20 protein-coding genes and 1 tRNA gene are annotated in these 16,577 nt (G+C 68.3%); 9 read left to right on the top strand and 12 right to left on the bottom strand.

Annotated elements, in window-relative coordinates; all coding sequences use genetic code 11:
• Nucleotides 1-40: 40 nt before the first annotated feature.
• Nucleotides 41-736 (bottom strand): hypothetical protein, encoded by a 696-nt coding sequence (locus ABGB12_RS21440; protein ID WP_347680573.1) that lies wholly within the window; start codon nt 734-736, stop codon nt 41-43.
• A gap of 434 nt (nt 737-1,170) precedes the next feature.
• On the opposite strand from ABGB12_RS21440, the gene ABGB12_RS21435 reads away from it, so the two are divergent.
• Together ABGB12_RS21435 and ABGB12_RS21430 are read left to right on the top strand one after the other, a co-directional pair.
• Nucleotides 1,171-1,425: a helix-turn-helix domain-containing protein gene (locus ABGB12_RS21435; protein ID WP_347680571.1), complete on the top strand. Its 255-nt coding sequence runs from the start codon at nt 1,171-1,173 to the stop codon at nt 1,423-1,425.
• A 241-nt stretch (nt 1,426-1,666) separates the two neighbouring features.
• The gene (locus ABGB12_RS21430; protein ID WP_347680569.1) at nt 1,667-1,879 is read left to right on the top strand and encodes a hypothetical protein; all 213 of its coding nucleotides are present in this window, start codon (nt 1,667-1,669) and stop codon (nt 1,877-1,879) included.
• Nucleotides 1,880-1,965: 86 nt separating this feature from the next.
• Here ABGB12_RS21430 and ABGB12_RS21425 read toward each other — a convergent pair whose 3' ends face one another.
• Both ABGB12_RS21425 and ABGB12_RS21420 read right to left on the bottom strand, forming a co-directional pair.
• Nucleotides 1,966-2,541: a guanylate kinase gene (locus tag ABGB12_RS21425; RefSeq protein WP_347680567.1), complete on the bottom strand. Its 576-nt coding sequence runs from the start codon at nt 2,539-2,541 to the stop codon at nt 1,966-1,968.
• Nucleotides 2,538-2,684, bottom strand: a complete 147-nt coding sequence (locus tag ABGB12_RS21420) for a hypothetical protein (RefSeq protein ID WP_347680565.1) — start codon at nt 2,682-2,684, stop codon at nt 2,538-2,540. Before ABGB12_RS21420 ends, ABGB12_RS21425 begins: the two co-directional genes overlap by 4 nt.
• 636 nt (nt 2,685-3,320) lie before the next feature.
• Here ABGB12_RS21420 and ABGB12_RS21415 point away from each other — a divergent pair.
• Together ABGB12_RS21415 and ABGB12_RS21410 are read left to right on the top strand one after the other, a co-directional pair.
• Nucleotides 3,321-3,713, top strand: coding sequence for an SHOCT domain-containing protein (locus ABGB12_RS21415; RefSeq protein ID WP_347680563.1), 393 nt, complete (start codon nt 3,321-3,323; stop codon nt 3,711-3,713).
• Between the two features lie 158 nt (nt 3,714-3,871).
• Nucleotides 3,872-5,482: an MFS transporter gene (locus ABGB12_RS21410; RefSeq protein ID WP_347680561.1), complete on the top strand. Its 1,611-nt coding sequence runs from the start codon at nt 3,872-3,874 to the stop codon at nt 5,480-5,482.
• A 93-nt stretch (nt 5,483-5,575) separates the two neighbouring features.
• Here ABGB12_RS21410 and ABGB12_RS21405 read toward each other — a convergent pair.
• The 3 genes from ABGB12_RS21405 to cysS all read right to left on the bottom strand — a co-directional run bounded on the left by ABGB12_RS21405 (nt 5,576) and on the right by cysS (nt 8,074).
• Nucleotides 5,576-5,652: transfer RNA gene (locus ABGB12_RS21405), tRNA-Thr, on the bottom strand.
• A 33-nt stretch (nt 5,653-5,685) separates the two neighbouring features.
• On the bottom strand, nt 5,686-6,609 hold the full coding sequence (gene rlmB, locus ABGB12_RS21400) for a 23S rRNA (guanosine(2251)-2'-O)-methyltransferase RlmB (protein WP_347680559.1): 924 nt from the start codon (nt 6,607-6,609) through the stop codon (nt 5,686-5,688).
• 70 nt (nt 6,610-6,679) lie between these two features.
• Entirely contained in the window at nt 6,680-8,074 is a 1,395-nt protein-coding gene (gene cysS / locus ABGB12_RS21395) for a cysteine--tRNA ligase (protein WP_347680557.1), read from the bottom strand.
• 129 nt (nt 8,075-8,203) lie between these two features.
• Between cysS and ABGB12_RS21390 the strand changes: the two genes are divergently transcribed.
• The gene (locus ABGB12_RS21390) at nt 8,204-9,187 is read left to right on the top strand and encodes a DUF2637 domain-containing protein (protein WP_347680555.1); all 984 of its coding nucleotides are present in this window, start codon (nt 8,204-8,206) and stop codon (nt 9,185-9,187) included.
• 7 nt (nt 9,188-9,194) lie between these two features.
• On the opposite strand, the gene ispF is transcribed toward ABGB12_RS21390, so the two are convergent.
• The gene (gene ispF, locus ABGB12_RS21385; protein WP_347680553.1) at nt 9,195-9,680 is read right to left on the bottom strand and encodes a 2-C-methyl-D-erythritol 2,4-cyclodiphosphate synthase; all 486 of its coding nucleotides are present in this window, start codon (nt 9,678-9,680) and stop codon (nt 9,195-9,197) included.
• Between the two features lie 59 nt (nt 9,681-9,739).
• Nucleotides 9,740-10,222, bottom strand: coding sequence for a CarD family transcriptional regulator (locus tag ABGB12_RS21380; protein WP_106397345.1), 483 nt, complete (start codon nt 10,220-10,222; stop codon nt 9,740-9,742).
• Between the two features lie 324 nt (nt 10,223-10,546).
• Between ABGB12_RS21380 and ABGB12_RS21375 the strand changes: the two genes are divergently transcribed.
• Both ABGB12_RS21375 and ABGB12_RS21370 read left to right on the top strand, forming a co-directional pair.
• The gene (locus ABGB12_RS21375) at nt 10,547-11,254 is read left to right on the top strand and encodes a hypothetical protein (protein ID WP_347680551.1); all 708 of its coding nucleotides are present in this window, start codon (nt 10,547-10,549) and stop codon (nt 11,252-11,254) included.
• A gap of 117 nt (nt 11,255-11,371) precedes the next feature.
• Nucleotides 11,372-12,127 carry a hypothetical protein gene (locus ABGB12_RS21370; protein ID WP_347680549.1) on the top strand — a complete coding sequence of 252 codons (756 nt, stop codon included), beginning with the start codon at nt 11,372-11,374 and terminating at the stop codon, nt 12,125-12,127.
• A gap of 70 nt (nt 12,128-12,197) precedes the next feature.
• Here ABGB12_RS21370 and ABGB12_RS21365 read toward each other — a convergent pair whose 3' ends face one another.
• Together ABGB12_RS21365 and ABGB12_RS21360 are read right to left on the bottom strand one after the other, a co-directional pair.
• Nucleotides 12,198-12,878, bottom strand: a complete 681-nt coding sequence (locus ABGB12_RS21365) for a response regulator transcription factor (RefSeq protein WP_347680547.1) — start codon at nt 12,876-12,878, stop codon at nt 12,198-12,200.
• On the bottom strand, nt 12,875-14,044 hold the full coding sequence (locus tag ABGB12_RS21360) for an ATP-binding protein (protein ID WP_347680545.1): 1,170 nt from the start codon (nt 14,042-14,044) through the stop codon (nt 12,875-12,877). Before ABGB12_RS21360 ends, ABGB12_RS21365 begins: the two co-directional genes overlap by 4 nt.
• Nucleotides 14,045-14,217: 173 nt before the next feature.
• Between ABGB12_RS21360 and phoU the strand changes: the two genes are divergently transcribed.
• Entirely contained in the window at nt 14,218-14,883 is a 666-nt protein-coding gene (gene phoU / locus ABGB12_RS21355) for a phosphate signaling complex protein PhoU (RefSeq protein WP_347680543.1), read from the top strand.
• Nucleotides 14,884-14,960: 77 nt separating this feature from the next.
• Here the strand turns inward: phoU and ABGB12_RS21350 are convergent, their stop codons facing one another.
• Entirely contained in the window at nt 14,961-15,431 is a 471-nt protein-coding gene (locus ABGB12_RS21350) for an ATP-binding protein (protein ID WP_347680541.1), read from the bottom strand.
• The gene (locus ABGB12_RS21345; RefSeq protein WP_347680540.1) at nt 15,428-15,631 is read right to left on the bottom strand and encodes a hypothetical protein; all 204 of its coding nucleotides are present in this window, start codon (nt 15,629-15,631) and stop codon (nt 15,428-15,430) included. Before ABGB12_RS21345 ends, ABGB12_RS21350 begins: the two co-directional genes overlap by 4 nt.
• A 157-nt stretch (nt 15,632-15,788) precedes the next feature.
• On the opposite strand from ABGB12_RS21345, the gene ABGB12_RS21340 reads away from it, so the two are divergent.
• Entirely contained in the window at nt 15,789-16,565 is a 777-nt protein-coding gene (locus ABGB12_RS21340) for a Scr1 family TA system antitoxin-like transcriptional regulator (protein ID WP_347680538.1), read from the top strand.
• Nucleotides 16,566-16,577 lie beyond the last annotated feature (12 nt).

Below are 16,577 nucleotides of genomic sequence, written 5' to 3'. Positions count from 1 at the left end.
CAGACTCGTGAGAAAAATGGAGTCGACCTGGAACCGGAAATCAGGGGCGCATTCCCGGGGGAAGTTTGTCCTCGGGTATGTCCGGCGCGGCGTCGCCGAGAGGGCGAGGCTTGATCTTTCCCTCTTTCGCCATCCTGGCGGCGTCCCTGACGGCCTTGGCGAACTCCTCGGGCAGCATGCCCTCGAGGTTCTTCACGAAGGGGTCCTGGTGATGGTCCCCGCTCGCCTCCATCTTCCGGCTCTTCTCGTCGACCAGGACACGAGCCTGTGCGCCGATGAATCCATAGGTGCCGTACACGCGGTCCTGACGCAGGAAGAAGTAACCGTAGTCCCCCTTCTTCGTCCAAGGCCGCTCGATGTCCTCGGTCGGCACACCGTCGACCCAACCGGTCTCGACGATCGCGATGGAGGCAGGGGTGTCGCCGTTCCTGCTGTAGAGGACCTCATGTACTTTGAGAGCGCTCTCCCTCATTTGAAGGGATCCTTCACCGGGAGAACCCATCAATCGGCCGGGCTTGACCGACGCCACCTCGGCGAGCACCACGAGTGGAGCGGAGGCGGTCATGCTCTCCAGCGTCTTGTAACTGGGCTTCAGAGCCATCGTCTTCGTCTCCGGCCGACTCGGAAGCCCGCCTCCGTCACCGGCCACAGCATGAAACGCGAACGCCGCGGCCGTCACAGCGGCGAGCGCCGCTCCGGCGAATACCGCAGTCCGCTTTCCATGACCTTGTTTCATCAAGATTCCATTCCGGTCGGACCCCCGGTATTTGCCGCAACAAAAACAGGGCGATTATTGCAGCGGCCCCATGAGCGCACAACCCCGCAAAAAAAAGCACTCCCCACCGCAACAAAAACGAGAGGCGAAAGCCGAATCCCCCGGCGAATCCTTGAGCCGCCCGGCCGCCGCGTCAAGGAAATCGACCGAACCCGCTGGGCGCCGGGACGGCGGAATCCCCTGAACCGCGCTCACCGGCCCGATGGCTTCCGACCTGTATCCACAGGCTGTGGATGCGTTCTTCGGCCATGCCGATGCCACCGATCATTCGACTGAGCACATCGCGTCGGTGAGGACAGTGCCGAGACGTGCGGTGAGCTGGACGGCGTCGGGGCGGCCGAAAAGGCCGTCCGCACCCTGCTGCTGCTCATGCCGCGGCTCGTCGGCCGCGCCAAGTGCCTGCCCATCCCCCGGCGCTCCAAGGTCTGGGTCTCGCACCGCGCCATCTCGCGCTGCTGGCCCACCTGGAGTACGACGGCCCTCTCAGCGTCAACGAGCTCGCCGCCCGGCTGGAGGTGGCTCCGACGACCGTCAGCCTCATGGTGAGCGAACTGTCACGGCCGGGCGTCCTGGAACGCACCGCGGATCCCGCCGAACGCGCGACGGTCATCACCGCCCTGCGCTCCTACGAGGCCGCCCTGGAGCGGTAGATGAGGAAGACTCGGCCGACTCACAGAGAAAAGACATTACTGATGGGCGAAGCGGTTGCAGAGGGCTACGACACGGCCGCCCTTCCTCCTATGGCTCGCATACCGCTTCTTCGACGCACGCCTTCCTGATCCTCACCGTGAGTGGATACGGCAGGACGTCCTGGGCCGCTGGTATCCCCTGCGCAGCGGGGAGGCCCGCTCGACCTTCGCGCTCTGCCGCCTCATGATCGTCTGGACGGTCATGCCCCTCACCTTCGTGATCAGCGACGGCGCCGCCTACGCCTGGGCGGGCGGCCCGATCAGCACCAGCGGCACCGTGGCCGTCGCGGTCGCCTTCTGCGTCAACCCGCTGCTCGGCATGCTCTTCCCGCGCTGGTCCCGAGGCGACCGCCGCCGTGCCCTGCCACCGCCACGGGTGACGGCGCCGTCGAAGATCCCGTCCAGAGCCCGCTGAAGTTCTGAGACGTCCATCGAGTGGACCTGCTCCCCTCCGCTGGTGAAGATGCCGATCCGTGCCCACACGTAGGAGTGGGAACCACCTCATTCGGCGGGCTGAGGGGGCTGCGGCAGAGCCGCCGTGATGATCTGGTGGGCGGCCTCGGCCGCGGTGACCTCATCCGTTCGGATCTCCAGGTCGAAGACGCCTGTGCCGGCTCGGCCCAGGTCGGCGCGGGTCTCGTCCCAGGCCTGGAGGCGGTCGGCGGTGTCGTCTCCGCGGCCGGCTGGGCGTTCGGCGCAGACCTCGCGGGGAGTCCACAGCAGCACGGTCAGCCAAGTGATCGGTACGGCTTCGCGTAGCCGGGTGAGGTCGGCGACGTCGTCCATGTGGATGACCGGGACCCGACCGGATGCGGCGGCGTCCTCGACGCCCTGACGGTCGACGGCATAGATGTCGCGGTGGCGGTTCGTCACCACGGCCAGAGCGCCCGACCTCTCCAGCGCTTCCATCATCATGAACGAGATCAAGCGGTGGCCGCGGCCGGGATCAGGACCGGAAAACCCCGCCTTGAGCTTCGGCAGGAAGAGGAAACGAGATTCCCGGCGGGTCAATTCGTCGGTGATGGTGTCCTTGCCGCTGGTCGGCGGTCCGTAAAGGATGACGCCCTGAGTGTTCACGCAAGGATCTTAGTGCCGCCCCCGGTCTGGTGAAGTTTGATCCTGCCGTTGTCCCTGTGTTCCACGATGACCAGGTCGTCCAGTTCGATGGCATGTTCTTTGTGGAGTCCGATGATGCGGTCACGGGCCTGTCGCGCGGTCATGCCCTGTCAGCTCGGGGGGTCGTTCGCAGCAGCCAAGACACCCATTCCCTCCGGAATCTCCGCATAGAGAAGACAAACGGTCACTTCTCGACCAACAGCCTCAGCATTCCTGCGGCTACTCCAGCGTCAGGTCAAGTTATGGTGTGGAACCGTGCAAGCGGGCCGTCTCCCACTAGGGCAGTGATTGCCCCGATACCAGATGCCCCTTCCGCAAATTCTCCTTAAACAGCGCACTACGGTTAAACACATCCGCATTCCGGCCGGCCCTGCCAGGGAATCCCCACAGCACCGCGCGGTCACCGCTTCGATCACGGCCTGAACGCCAGGAGTCCGAGGCCCGCGGCTCCACACGAAAGGGAGTCAGGTGAGCGGACGTCAGGCCACCGCGACGGGATTCGTCCTCTTCGTCGTGGCCCCCGACTACGTCTACGAGTTCAGCAACACCGGATGGGGCTGGATCCACTTGGTCCTCGGCGCACTCCTCATCATCTGGGCTCTTCCGACCTACCGCCCCGAGTCTCACGAACGGGCCCGCACCCTACCCTCTCCACTGGTTCATTCAACGAAAAAACCCTAAGGAGAGATGACCGTCGGAAAGTTCACCACAGCACTCGCGTTAGGGCATGACCTTATCTCATGGATGATTACCCTTTTCTCGAAATCTTCTGGACCATGTTCGTCTTCTTTTTGTGGATCATCTGGCTGATCATTCTCTTCAGGATCTTCGCCGATATCTTCCGCAGCCATGACCTCGGCGGCTGGGGCAAGGCGGGTTGGACGCTCCTGGTGATCGTGCTTCCGTTCCTGGGCGTCTTCGTCTACATCCTCGCCCGTGGAAGCGGCATGGCCGAACGCGAACTGGAACGGGAGCGGCGCATCGCCCTCAAGACTTATACGCGCCACCTCGCGGCAGAGAGCGCATCACCGAATCACGCCGACGCACTGGCCACGCTCGCCGACCTCAAAAACCACCACGAGATCACCGAGGAGGAGTACCAGCGGGCCAAAGAACAGGTGCTCGCCACCTGAGCAGACCATCGAGGACACGTCACGGACACCGTGCTTCCGGGAGTTTCTCACCGAAAGGGAATGGACGGCATTCCGCCCGAAACCCCAAACGACAACTCCGGGTCGTCATATTTCTTTACGTACTGCCACGATGCAGGAAGATCGGCCGGGGAGGCGAGATGGGCCGGTGGAAGCCGCTGGTCGTGCTGGGAACCGCCCAGTTCCTGATGGTGCTGGACACCTCGGTGATGAATGTGTCGATCAGTCAGCTGGTCGAGGACTTCGACACCGAGGTCACCGCGATCCAGGCCGTCATCACCCTGTACTCCCTGGTCATGGCCGCATTCATGATCACCGGCGGCAGGCTCGGGGACATGTTCGGGCGGCGCCGCCTGTTCGGCATCGGCCTGGTCGTATACGGCGTGGGATCCGCGCTGACCGCGGCCGCGCCCACCCTGTGGATGCTGGCCCTCGGTTGGTCGGTCATCGAGGGCCTCGGCGCGGCGATGGTCCTGCCGGCCCTCGCCGCTCTGGTGGCCGGGGCCTATCAGGGCCGGGACCGCGTCGTCGCCTACGGCGTCATCGGCGGGCTGGCCGGGGCGGGCATCGCGGTCGGCCCGTTGCTCGGCGGGTGGCTGACCTCCTATCTGACCTGGCGGCTGGTCTTCGTCGGGGAGGTCGTCCTCGTGGTCGCCATGCTGGCGGTACTCCGCTGGGTCGAGCAAGATCCTCCTTCCGGCCGCCGCGTGGCCTTCGACACCGTCGGCGCGGTGTTGTCGGCGGCCGGGCTGGCGCTGGTCGTCCTGGGCGTCCTGCAGAGCAGTACCTGGGGCTTCCTCAAGCCGCTCAACTCACCGGTCACGGTCTTCGGATTCTCGCTCACGGTGTTCGTGATCGGGGCGGGTGCCCTTCTGCTGTGGTGTTTCCGGGCGTGGGAACGGCACCGTGAGGAGCACGGCCGCGATCCGCTCATCCGCTTCGCGCTCTTCGGCATCGCGCCTCTGCGCTCGGGGCTGGCGGTGCTGCTCGGTCAGAACACCATCCTCCTCGGCCTGTTCTTCGCCATTCCGCTCTACCTCCAGGTCGTCCAGGGCCTGGACGCGTTCCAGACGGGGCTGCGGCTGCTTCCCGTGTCGGTCACCATGCTGCTGGCATCGCTGAGCGGATCCGTACTGTCCCGGATCGCCTCGCCCCGGACCGTGGTTCGGGCGGGATTCGCGGTCTTGCTCGTCGCGATCCTGTGGCTGCTCACCACCATCGACCCCCGGATCGACGACTCCTCCTTCCTGATGGCGATGGCGGTGCTCGGCCTGGGCATGGGCCTGCTGGCCTCCCAGCTGGGCAACGTCGTGCAATCCAGCGTCGGGGAAAGGGACCGCAGCGAGGCCGGCAGCCTCCAGTACACCTCCCAGAACCTGGGCTCGGCGCTCGGCACGGCGTTCATGGGCGCCCTGGTCATCAGCGCCCTCGCCGCGGCGTTCACCTCCCGGATAGCCGACGACCCACGGGTGTCGGCCGCCGTCAAGGAGCAGGCGGGAATCGCCCTGGAAGCCGGAATCTCCTTCGTGCCCTCCGACGACGTGCGCGTCGCCCTCGCCGAAGCCGGGGTTCCAACGGCCGAAGCCGACGCACTCGTGGAGCAGTACTCCTCCGCCCAGCTCACCGGCCTCAAGACCGCCCTCCTCGGCGCCGGGGGCATCGCCGGCCTCAGCCTTGTGTTCACCCGCGGCCTTCCATCCCGGCGCCCGGAGGAACCGGCGGCCGGCCATGAAGGCATGGGCCTGCTGTGACGCACCTACGACCTCATAACCTGAGGAATGAGCTCCTGTTAGCACAGGCGTTAGCACAAAGGCCCTTCCCGATCACGGGAAGGGCCTTTGACGTGGAGCCCCGTATCGGATTCGAACCGATGACCTGCTGTTTACAAGACAGCTGCTCTGGCCGGCTGAGCTAACGAGGCGTAGAAGGGTTATGGGGGCATGGTAGCCGGAAATCAGCTGTGGCGCTGGCGGGCCAGTTCGTAGAGGGCGATTCCGGCGGCGATACCGGCGTTGAGGGACTCGGCGTGGCCGAACATGGGGATGTGGGCGAGGATGTCGCAGTGGTCGGTGACCAGGCGGCTGAGGCCCTTGCCCTCGGAGCCGACGACCAGGACGAAGGGGCCGTCCGCGGCGGGGATGTTCGCGATGGAGGAGCCGCCGTGGGCGTCCAGGCCGGCGACGAAGCAGCCCGCGTCCTGGTAGGCCTTCAGCTGGCGGGTGAGGTTGGTGCAGCGGGCCACGGGCATGTTCGCCAGGGTGCCGGCGCTGGTCTTCCAGGCGCCCGCGTTGATGCTCGCGCTGCGGCGTTCGGGCAGCAGGATGCCGCTGGCGCCGAAGGCCGCGGCGGAACGGACGATCGCGCCGAGGTTACGGGCGTCGGTGATGCCGTCCAGGGCGACGATCAGCGGGGCGGTGCCCTGCAGGAGGTCGTCGGGATGGGCGTAGCGGAACGGCTTCACCTGCAGGGCGAGGCCCTGGTGGACGGCGCGGTCGGTGAGGCGGTCCAGCTCGGGCTTGCCGCACTCCAGCAGGGCGATGCCGCGGTCCGCGGCGAGCTTGATGGCCTCGCGGACGCGCTCGTCGCTGTCGGCCATGTAGTACAGCGTGGTGCCGGGGACGCCCTCGCGGAGCGCCTCCAGGACCGGGTTGCGGCCGTGGACGAGCTCGGGCGCGTCAGGACGCCGCGTGCCGCCGGGACGCTCCGGGCGGTCCTGCCCCACGGTGCCGGGACGAGAGCCGGGCTTGCGGGGGCCCAGGGTCCTGGAGCCGGTACGGGACGCGTTCTTGGCGTTGCGCGCCTTGACCCGCTTGCCGTGCCAGTGCCTGTCCTCGGCCTTGGCGGTGACGCTCGGGCCCTTCTTGCCCTTTTTGGTCATCCTCGGCTGCCCCTCCCTGGAAAATTCTTACACCCCAGGGTATAGGGACTCCCCGACCCCCCGGACGGGATCAGCCCCGCCGGATGTCGAACCGCGGCCCCTGCGGGGTGTCCTCCACGAGGATCCCGGCGGCGGTCAGCCCGTCCCGGATGGCGTCGGCCGCCGCCCAGTCCTTGCGTTCCCGCGCGGCCTGCCGCTGGTCGAGCACGACCTTGACGAGCGCCTCCACCACCGGGCGCAGGTCGTCGCCGCCGGAGGAGGACGCCCACTCCAGCGGGTCGAACCCCAGCACGGAGGTCATCGACCGCACCGAGGAGGCCGCCTCTCGCGCCGCCTGGTGGTCGCCGGACGCCAGTGCGCTGTTGCCGGCCCGGACCGTCTCGTGCACGACGGCGAGGGCCTGGGGGACGCCCAGGTCGTCGTCCAGCGCCTCGGAGAAGGCCACGGGCAGGTCGGCCGACGGCTTGACGTCCCCGAGCGCCTCGGCGGCCCGGGTGAGGAAGCCCTCGATCCGCTGGTAGGCGGCGGCCGCGTCGTCCAGGGCGCCGGGCGTGAAGTCGATGATCGAGCGGTAGTGCGCCGAGGCGAGGTAGTACCGCGCCTCCACGGGACGCACCTGCCGGAGCAGGTCGTCCAGGTACACCACGTTCCCGATGCTCTTGCTCATCTTCTCGCCCTCGATGGTGAGAAGGCCGTTGTGCATCCAGTACCGGGCGAACCCGTCCCCTGCCGCCTTCGACTGGGCGATCTCGTTCTCGTGGTGGGGGAAGATCAGGTCGACGCCGCCGCCGTGGATGTCGAACGTCGGGCCGAGGTACTTGGTGGCCATCGCCGAGCACTCCAGGTGCCAGCCGGGCCTGCCGGGGCCCCAGGGGGTCTCCCAGCTGGGCTCGCCGGGCTTGGCGCCCTTCCACAGCGCGAAGTCCCGGGGGTCGCGCTTGAGGTCCTCGTTGGGGGTGTCCCCGGCCGAGCGCATGTTCTCGAGCTTCTGGTTGGAGAGCTTCCCGTACTCCGAGGCCCACGACTTCACGTCGAAGTACACGTCGTTCCCGACGTTGTAGGCGTGCCCGTTCTCGATCAGCCGCCGCATCAGCACGATCATCTCGGGCACGTGCCCGGTCGCGCGCGGCTCGATCGTCGGGTCGAGGCAGCCGAGCGTCGCGTACCCGCGGTTGAAGACCCGCTGGTTGGCCTCGGCCACCGCGAACCACGGGACGCCGGTGGTCTCCGCCACCGTGATGATCTTGTCGTCGACGTCCGTGACGTTCCGCGCGAACGTCACCTCGTATCCCGACCGCCTCAGCCACCGCACCAGCAGGTCGTAGATCACTCCGGACCGCAGGTGGCCGATGTGCGGCGCGGCCTGCGGCGTCGCCCCGCACACGTACAGGCCGACCCGTCCCGGGTGGAGGGGCTCGAACTCCCGAACGGCACGCGTGCTGGTGTCATAAAGGCGCAGGCTCACGGAAGTCAAGGCTACTAGTGCCTCGGCCCTTCCCGAGGTCGCTGACACAGTTGTCCGGCAAGGGTCGCGAAAATGGCTCTTGGACCGGGAAGATTGGCTTTCCATACGTTCGTCTTCCCCCGAGGCGTCATGACTTCCGCTCCCACCCGTTCACAGCGTCTCTTCGCCGTTCTCGGCTTCCTGGCGGTCGCCGGGCTCACCGCCGGGGCGTTCGTACTGTCCTACGACGCCCTGCGCCTGCTGGCCCTGGCCGGTCTGGAGGGGAAGAACGCCGAACGGTTCGGCCGGTACTACCCGATGGTCTACGACGGGCTGGTGGTGGTCGCGCTGCTCGCCGTCTTCGTCGCCCGGCACTCGTCCTGGTGGGTGCGGTGGACGCGCTGGCTGGTGCTGGTCGCGCTGGTCGGCGGCGGGATCGCGGCCTCGGTGCAGCACGCGGTCAAGGGCTTCGAGCCGATCGAGGGCACCGCGCTGGAGGCGGGGGTCGCGTCCGCTCCGTGGGTGGCGGCGCTGCTGGCGATCTGGCTGTGGATGTCGATGCTCCGCCAGGCGCGCGAGGGCTCCCGGCAGCGGCGCGCCGACCGGCGGCACACTCCCGCGCACGCGAAGAGGACCAACGACGCGCCCGCCCTGATCCCCGGCCTCGTCGAGGACCGGCCCGAGTCGCAGACCGACCCGCTGCCGCTGCCCACCGCCGAGGACCTTCCCGAGGCCTACCGCGAGCCCGTGGAGCCCGTCGAGCCCGAGCCCGTCGAGTCGCGGGAGGAGGAGGCCGCCGAGACCGAGCCGTGGGACTCCCCCTGGCCCGGCGGCATCCGGGAGGACGGCGTCCGGGAGGACCTCGGGGAGGAACCCGAACCGGCGCGCCCGCCCCTGACCCTGCCGACGGACGTGAAGCTGGTCGGCCGCGGCGTGGAGGACGAGAAGCCGGACCGGGACGAGGACATCCTGGCCTCGACGACGCAGCCGGACTTCCCCGTCCCCGGCCGGAAGGCCGAGCCCCTGCGAGCCGAGGACTCCGGCACCGACGAGGACTGGATCGGCTACTCGCCGGAGCACAATCCCCCGTCGGGGAGCTTCCGCAGCGCCCCCCTCCCGCCGGAGGAGGACTGAGCGCGGGTCAGCGGGGGAAGATCAGGGCGGTGGCGACGGCGGCGATGCCCTCGCCGCGCCCGGTCAGCCCCAGCCCGTCGGTGGTGGTGGCCGAGACGCTGACCGCGGCCCCGTCCAGCACGGCGCTGAGCGTCCGCTCCGCCTCGCCCCGCCGTTTGCCGATCTTCGGCCGGTTGCCGATCACCTGGATCGCCACGTTCCCGATCTCGTAGCCGGCCTCGCGTACCAGCCGGTGCACCTCGGTGAGCAGCACGGCGCCGGACGCCCCGTGCCAGCGGGGGTCGGAGGTGCCGAAGACGGCGCCCAGGTCTCCCAGCCCGGCGGCGCCCAGCAGCGCGTCGCAGGCCGCGTGCGCGGCCACGTCGCCGTCGGAGTGGCCTTCGATCCCGTCGCCCTCGCCGGGCCATTCCAGCCCCGCGACCCACAGCGGGCGGCCGGAAGCGAACGGGTGGACGTCGGTTCCGACGCCCACCCGTGGATACTTCTGTGTCATGCGGGTATTAAAGCCCACTGACGGGGAAAGACCCCGCGAGGAGCGGAGTCGGCCGGGAACTAACCGGCCAGCACTTCGTCCAGAAGCGCTTCGGCCTTGTCCTCGTTGGTCTTCTCCGCGAGCGCGAGCTCGCTGACGAGGATCTGCCGGGCCTTGGCGAGCATGCGCTTCTCGCCAGCCGACAGACCGCGCTCCTTGTCGCGCCGCCAGAGGTCGCGTACGACCTCGGCGACCTTGTTGACGTCTCCGGACGCCAGCTTCTCCAGGTTCGCCTTGTAACGCCGAGACCAGTTGGTGGGTTCCTCGGTGTAGGGGGCGCGCAGCACCTCGAACACCTTCTCCAGGCCTTCCTGGCCGACCACATCCCGGACACCCACCAGCTCGGCGTTGTCTGCGGGGACGCGTACTGTAAGGTCTCCCTTGTCGACCTTCAGCACCAGGTAGGTCTTGTCCTCACCCTTGATGGTGCGAGTCTCGATGGCTTCGATCCGAGCAGCCCCATGGTGGGGGTAGACGACGGTGTCGCCGACCGTGAAAGTCATGTGACAAGTACCCCTTCCGCTAGGGACTAGGATACCACGCTCTTCTCACTCCGCGCACCGGACAAGTGTACATTTCCGCAGGTCACGCCACCAATTGGGGTCTTGACAAAGTCTCACACCGGTGCAAGCACCACCCCTGAGCTCATTGTTCTACCCATCGGCAACATCTCTGCAACCTAAGGGCAACAAGGAGAAACGGGCTTTCTCAGTCTGTTCATGCCTTTCGGAAGCGCACCGATTTTCTTCGCCCCGCGGCCTCGTTCCCGGCGGAGGGCCGACCATACTGGGAGCCGAGGCGGAGCCGCCGAAGGCTAGAGGTGCGGCATGAGACATGACGGAGACGACGACTACGGCCTGCCTCGCGTGGACGTGGTCGTCCCGGACGACGCCAGCGAACTCGACGAGGACCTGGCCGCATGGCGACGTGAGGAGCGCGGCCGACGGCGCCGGGAGCGGCTGCGCCGTCTGCTGCGCCCGCTGACCCGCCACGGCCTGGCCACCCTCGTCCTGGTCTTCACCGTGGTCCTGGCGGTCGCCAGCGGCATCCTGATCACCTTCTTCGGGCCGCGCCCCGCCCTGCAGTCCCCCGCGGTCCCGCTCGCCTCCCCCACCGCCACCGTGGGCGCCGTCGGCGGGAGGCTCCCGGACGCCCGGGTCGCCGTGAACGCCGCCCCGCGCACCGCCGCGAGCCTCCGCCCCGCCGTCCTGGTGATCATGCCGCCGGGCTGCGACTGCGAGTCGCGGCTGCGGGAGCTCGCCCGGCAGGCGGTCGGCAACTCGCTGCACTTCTACCTCCTGATCGACCGGAGGACGAGCGGCCAGAGCGTCCAGGACGCCCACCGGGAGCTCCGCCCTGTGGCGAGCCGCATCACAGAGGTGGTGACGGGGATCGTCGACGACCCGGAGAACGCCCTCGCCTCCTCCTATCTCGCGCGAGGCCTGACGGTGGTGGTGGTCCGCAGCGACGGGCTGGTCTCCCAGGTGGTCCGCGACCTCGGGCCGCAGGTCGACCCGCACCTCATCAAGGTCTGATCCCAGAACAGACCCCCGGGCCGAAGCACCCCGACCAGGTCGCTACGATTCGTCCGGACAAACCTCCATTCACTACCGTCACCGCACTGTGCGTGCACTTCTGAGGAGCTCGTCGTCGTGATCCGCAAAGTCGCTCTGCTGGCCGTTGCCGGTTCTCTCGCCCTGACCGGATGCGGCGCCGGCAGCAACGCGGAGAGCACCAGGCCCACGCAGCTGACCGAAGGCGTCAACCTCTCCCAGAACGGGATCGACGTCCGCAACCTCTTCGTGCTGGGCCCGGTGCCCGGCGCCAAGCTGCCGATCGGCTCCTCCCTCTCGGTCTACGGCTCCCTGATCAACAACGCGGCCTCCGGCGCCGACGCCCTCACCGGTGTCACCGTCGAGGGCGGCCTGGTCGAGCTCGGCACCGTCAAGGGCGGCGCCATCGAGCTGCCCGCGCACAAGGCCGTCAACCTCGCCCAGCCGGCCGGGCAGTCCGCGCCGACCGCGCAGCCGAGCCCCACCGCCGCCGCGGCCAAGCCCTCCCAGGCCCCCACCGGCCAGGCCGGCGAGCAGGGCCAAGACGGCGGCTCCGCGGTGGTCCTGAAGAACACCAAGAAGGTGCTCTTCGGTGGCGAGTACGTCCGCCTGACCCTCCAGTTCCGCAAGGCCGGGGCGATCACGGTGAGCGTCCAGATCATCCCGGCGCAGGGCGAGTACTCCACCCTGGCCCCGGCGACCACCACGACGCCCGCCCCGACCCAGCCGGCCGCCCCGGGCGAGCACGCCGAGACCGGCGACCACGCCGAGACCCAGGTCGAGGCGACCCCCGCCGGCCGCCCCACCGCCACCAAGAAGCCCAAGAACGACAAGCAGGAGCAGCAGGAGAGCTGAGGCTCCCCCCGCCCCGAACCGCGAGAAGGCCCCTGGCGTCGCCAGGGGCCTTCCGCGTGCTCCGAAAGGATCAGGGCTCGAACTTGTAGCCCAGGCCCCGCACGGTGATGATGTAGCGCGGCTCGGACGGCGAGGGCTCGACCTTGGCCCTGAGCCGCTTCACGTGGACGTCCAGGGTCTTGGTGTCCCCGACGTAGTCGGCGCCCCACACCCGGTCGATCAGCTGCATGCGGGTGAGGACGCGGCCGGCGTTGCGCAGCAGCACCTCCAGCAGCTCGAACTCCTTCAGGGGCAGCTGGACGGTGTCGCCGCCGACGCTGACGATGTGCCGCTCCACGTCCATGCGGACGGGCCCGGCCTCCAGGACGGCGGGGGCGAGCTCCTCTACGTCGCCCTGGCGGCGCAGCACCGCCCTGATCCGGGCGACCAGCTCACGGGAGGAGAACGGCTTGGTGACGTAGTCGTCGGCGCCGAGCTCCAGCCCCACGACCTTGTCCACCTCGCTGTCCTTGGCGGTCAGCATGATCACCGGGACGTTGGAGCGGGAGCGCAGCTCGCGGCAGACCTCGGTGCCGGGCAGCCCCGGCAACATCAGGTCCAGCAGGACGAGGTCGGCGCCGTTGCGGTCGAAGGTCTCCAGCGCGTCGGGCCCGGTGGCCGCCACGGCGACCTCGAACCCCTCCTTGCGCAGCATGTAGGACAGGGCGTCGCTGAAGGACTCTTCATCCTCGACGACGAGTACACGGGTCACGGAGTGTCCTCCCGGACTGACTGATCTTCTGGGGATCGGGGGTGTTCCAGCAGGGGAAGCCGCAGGCAGAAGGTGGAGCCGGAGCCTTCCTTGCTCCAGACCGTCACCTCGCCTCCGTGCTTGGTGGCCACGTGTTTGACGATGGCCAGGCCTAGACCGGTGCCGCCGGTCTCGCGGGAGCGGGCCGGATCCACCCGGTAGAACCGCTCGAAGATCCTCTCCAGCTCGCGTTCGGGGATGCCGATGCCCTGGTCGGTCACGCTGAGTTCGGCGTGGCCGTCGAGGATCCGGGTCTCGACGGTGACCCTGGTCCGTTCGGGGCTGTAGGAGATCGCGTTGTCGATCAGGTTCTTCAGCGCGGTGTGGAGCAGTTCCTGGTCGCCCCGCACCTGCAGGCCGGTGGCGCCGGTGACGACCAGCTCGGTGCCCTTGGCCTCGGCGGCGGTCCGGGCCCGGTCGACCGACTCGGCGACGACGGCGTCCACGGAGACGGGCTTGTCCTCGGCGAGGGGCTCGTCGCCCTGCACGTGGGAGAGCGTGATCAGGTCCTGGACGAGGCTGGAGAGCCGGGCCGCCTCGATCTGCATCCGCCCGGCGAAGCGCCGCACGGCCTCCTCGTCCTCGGCGGCGGCCTCGACCGTCTCGGCGAGCAGCAGCAGTGCGCCGACCGGGGTCTTCAGCTCGTGGCTCACGTTGGCGGAGAAGTCCCGCCGGATCGACTCGACGCGGCGCAGCTCGGTGAGGTCCTCGGCGAGCACCAGGACCAGCCCCTGGACGCCCAGCGGCGCGACCCGGACGGCGAACCAGCGGGCGTCGTGCCGGCTGGGCCCGAGCTGGAGCTCGGTCTCACGGATCTCGCCGTCCCGCTGGACGAGCCGGGCCAGGGCCAGCAGCTCGTCCACCATGAGCCGGTCGTCCTTGACCATCCCCAGGGCCCGGGCGGCCGGGGAGGCCCGCCGGACCCTGTCCTCGCGGTCCACGACGACGACCGAGGACGGCAGGACGCTCAGGACCGCGGCCAGCCCCTCGGGGAGCGCCGAGGCCGGGACGGGGGGCTGGGACGCCTTGCCCTGCGCCGCCTCGCTGACCCGGATCGCCAGCCCGGTCGCGAAGCCACCGATCAGCCCGACCAGTCCGGCCAGGCCTGCGGCCAACTCGATGTTCACACCTGGGATGGTAGGCGGCCTTCGGGACGTTCTCGCACTACAAAAGGTGTCTCGGTCATCCCGTTCGCTCAATGTTCACCTGCATATACGTTTCAGTTCACAGCGACTGTGGAGCATGTGCAGGGAGAGAACCGGGCACTCGGAATCTACCCGGACGAGAACGAGGACACACTTTGCGCGACGCCTACCACGAGGAACTCGACGGGATCTCCCACAAGCTGGTGGAGATGACCCGTCTCGTCCGTTCCGCCATGGCCCAGGCGACCTCCGCCCTGCTGGACGCGGACGCCCGCCTGGCCGAGGAGGTCATCAGCGGCGACAGGGCGATCAACAAGATCGATCTGGAGATCGAGGAGACCGTCTTCGATCTGATGGCCCGCCAGCAGCCCGTGGCCGGCGACCTGCGGACCCTCATCACCTCCCTGCGCATGAGCGCCGACCTGGAGCGCATGGGCGACCTGGCCGCCCACATCGCCAAGACGGCCCGCCGCCGCCACCCCGAGTCCTGCATCCCCAACGAGCTGCAGGTCACCATCCTGGAGATGGGCCAGATCGCGGGCCGCATGGTCGCCAAGGCCGGCAGCGTCATCGCCTCCCAGGACGTCGCCATGGGCCTGGAGCTCGACACCGACGACGACGCGATGGACAAGCTCCACCGCAAGCTCTTCACCGTCCTGCTCTCCCCCAAGTGGGCCCACGGAGTGGAGAAGGCCGTCGACATCACCCTCGTCGGCCGCTACTTCGAGCGCTTCGCCGACCACGCCGTCCACGTCGCCGGAGACGTCGTCTACCTGGTGACGGGCCAGCGCCCCGAGGACATCATCGACGAGTTCTCCTGAGCCTCAGGGAGAACAAAGGGCCGCGCCGAAAGGCGCGGCCCTTTCTCGTTTCAGAACCGACCTCTGGCCCGGAGCGCTCAGTTCGTTCTCCCCGCCAATACGGCCACCGTGACCTTGCCGTCGTCCAAGGGGAATTGTTCGACGGGGCTTTTGCAGAGGAGATCGCACAGCGGCAGGCCGCGGCCGGACTCCTCGTCGCGGTGCGGCATGGCGCGGGTTTCGTCCGCCTGGTCCGGGGAGGTGTCGTAGACCTCCAGCAGCAGGTCTCCGTCCGCGGTGTGGTGGACGAGCACGTCTATCTCGTCCTCGCCCGGACGGCTCGCCTTGATCGCATTGGCGAGTAGTTCGTCCGCTACCAGTACGCAGCGTTCGATCGTCTCCTCGGGGAGTCCCGCGAGCAGCAATCCAGCCCTCAGCTCGCCTCGCATCCTCGCGAGGAGCTCGAATCTCGGTCGGTATGACCGGTGCAATACGAGGAGTGCCGTGCGTTGGAAACGCAGGATCTCGGCTTCCCGGCTCGGGGTGCGGGCGGGGTGAGGGGAGATCACAGGGCGGCTTCTCGGGCGGTCTGTGTGTGCAGTTCTTCGGCCAGGGCGGGGAGGTCGTCGGCCATGAGCGTCATGTGGAGTTCGGCGGACAGCTCCTCCTCGGTCAGGTGGCGGAGGCGGGTGGCGCAGACGAGGCCGCCGGTCCGCGAATGCCAGAGGCGCCAGCCGGGGTACTGGGCCGCGAGGTGTTCCAGGGTCATCGCTCACCGTCCTTCGGGCTGTGGAAATCGACATCCTCAGAGTGACGGAGGCGTCTACGCTCGGTAGCGGAATCGTGCGCACGGTGACCGGACGGGCGGAGCCCCTTAGCTGTACGGAGTTGTACGGGACATGAGCGGCCATCGGATGAGTCCCCGGATGTTCCTCTCCACGGAGATCCGGCGGGCGCGTGAGGCGCGGGGGCTGAGCACGGACGAACTCGCCAGGACGCTGTACGTCTCGGAGAGCCTGGTGCGGTCGTGGGAGAAGGCGCGACGCCTTCCCAAACCGGACATCATGGTTAAGCTTGAGGAGGCCTTGGGGACAGGTGGGATCTTGGCGCGCATCCTGAGCGAGCTGGTAGACGCCGCCGTACCCGTCGAATGGTTCGGGCGCTGGGTCGACATCGAACGCGGAGCCTCGGCGCTGTGGTCGTTCGAGTTGGCCGTCGTCCCCGGCCTCCTGCAGACGGAGCAGTACGCGAGCGCGGTGCTGCGGGCGATGAACCACAGCGCGGAGCTGGAGGAGATGCTGAGCTCGCGCATGGAGCGTCAGCAGATCTTCGCCAAAGAGGACCCGCCGATGCTCGTCGCCCTGATCGCTGAAAGCGTGCTCAGGCACAACGTAGGCGGCGCGAAGGTCATGCACGATCAGTGCCGCCACCTGGCGGAGATGGCGCAACGCTCCGATGTCATCGTTCAGGTGATCCCCGCCGAGTCCACGGTATGCGCCGGTTTCCTGAGCGGATTCGCCATCGCGAGCCTCGACGGTGATGACTTCGCCTACGTGGACAACCAGCTCAGCGGCGATGTCATCGAGAGCGTCGAAGGCGTGAGCAGGCTGCGCCGGTGGTTCGACGTCTTCAGGAGCGACGCGCTGTCACAGAGCGATTCAATCGGCGTGATCGAAGGGATGGCAGAGAAATGGATGCTCTGACCTGGCGTAAAT

The sequence above is a fragment of the Actinocorallia sp. B10E7 genome (assembly GCF_039871655.1).
In the GTDB taxonomy this organism is placed as follows: Bacteria; Actinomycetota; Actinomycetes; order Streptosporangiales; family Streptosporangiaceae; genus Actinocorallia.
This window is presented reverse-complemented; position numbering and strand designations above follow the sequence as displayed.

Bases quoted from the DNA above. Each gene is read 5' to 3' on its own strand.
- ABGB12_RS21345 (WP_347680540.1), bottom strand. From the start codon at position 15,631: ATGACCCTGGAACACCTCGCGGCCCAGTACCCCGGCTGGCGCCTCTGG.
- ABGB12_RS21375 (WP_347680551.1), top strand. From the start codon at position 10,547: ATGAGACATGACGGAGACGACGACTACGGCCTGCCTCGCGTGGACGTG.
- ABGB12_RS21420 (WP_347680565.1), bottom strand. From the start codon at position 2,684: ATGACCGCGCGACAGGCCCGTGACCGCATCATCGGACTCCACAAAGAA.
- ABGB12_RS21430 (WP_347680569.1), top strand. From the start codon at position 1,667: ATGCCCCTCACCTTCGTGATCAGCGACGGCGCCGCCTACGCCTGGGCG.
- ABGB12_RS21340 (WP_347680538.1), top strand. From the start codon at position 15,789: ATGTTCCTCTCCACGGAGATCCGGCGGGCGCGTGAGGCGCGGGGGCTG.
- ABGB12_RS21440 (WP_347680573.1), bottom strand. From the start codon at position 736: ATGAAACAAGGTCATGGAAAGCGGACTGCGGTATTCGCCGGAGCGGCG.
- ABGB12_RS21415 (WP_347680563.1), top strand. From the start codon at position 3,321: ATGGATGATTACCCTTTTCTCGAAATCTTCTGGACCATGTTCGTCTTC.
- ispF (WP_347680553.1), bottom strand. From the start codon at position 9,680: ATGACACAGAAGTATCCACGGGTGGGCGTCGGAACCGACGTCCACCCG.
- ABGB12_RS21410 (WP_347680561.1), top strand. From the start codon at position 3,872: ATGGGCCGGTGGAAGCCGCTGGTCGTGCTGGGAACCGCCCAGTTCCTG.
- rlmB (WP_347680559.1), bottom strand. From the start codon at position 6,609: ATGACCAAAAAGGGCAAGAAGGGCCCGAGCGTCACCGCCAAGGCCGAG.
- ABGB12_RS21390 (WP_347680555.1), top strand. From the start codon at position 8,204: ATGACTTCCGCTCCCACCCGTTCACAGCGTCTCTTCGCCGTTCTCGGC.
- ABGB12_RS21380 (WP_106397345.1), bottom strand. From the start codon at position 10,222: ATGACTTTCACGGTCGGCGACACCGTCGTCTACCCCCACCATGGGGCT.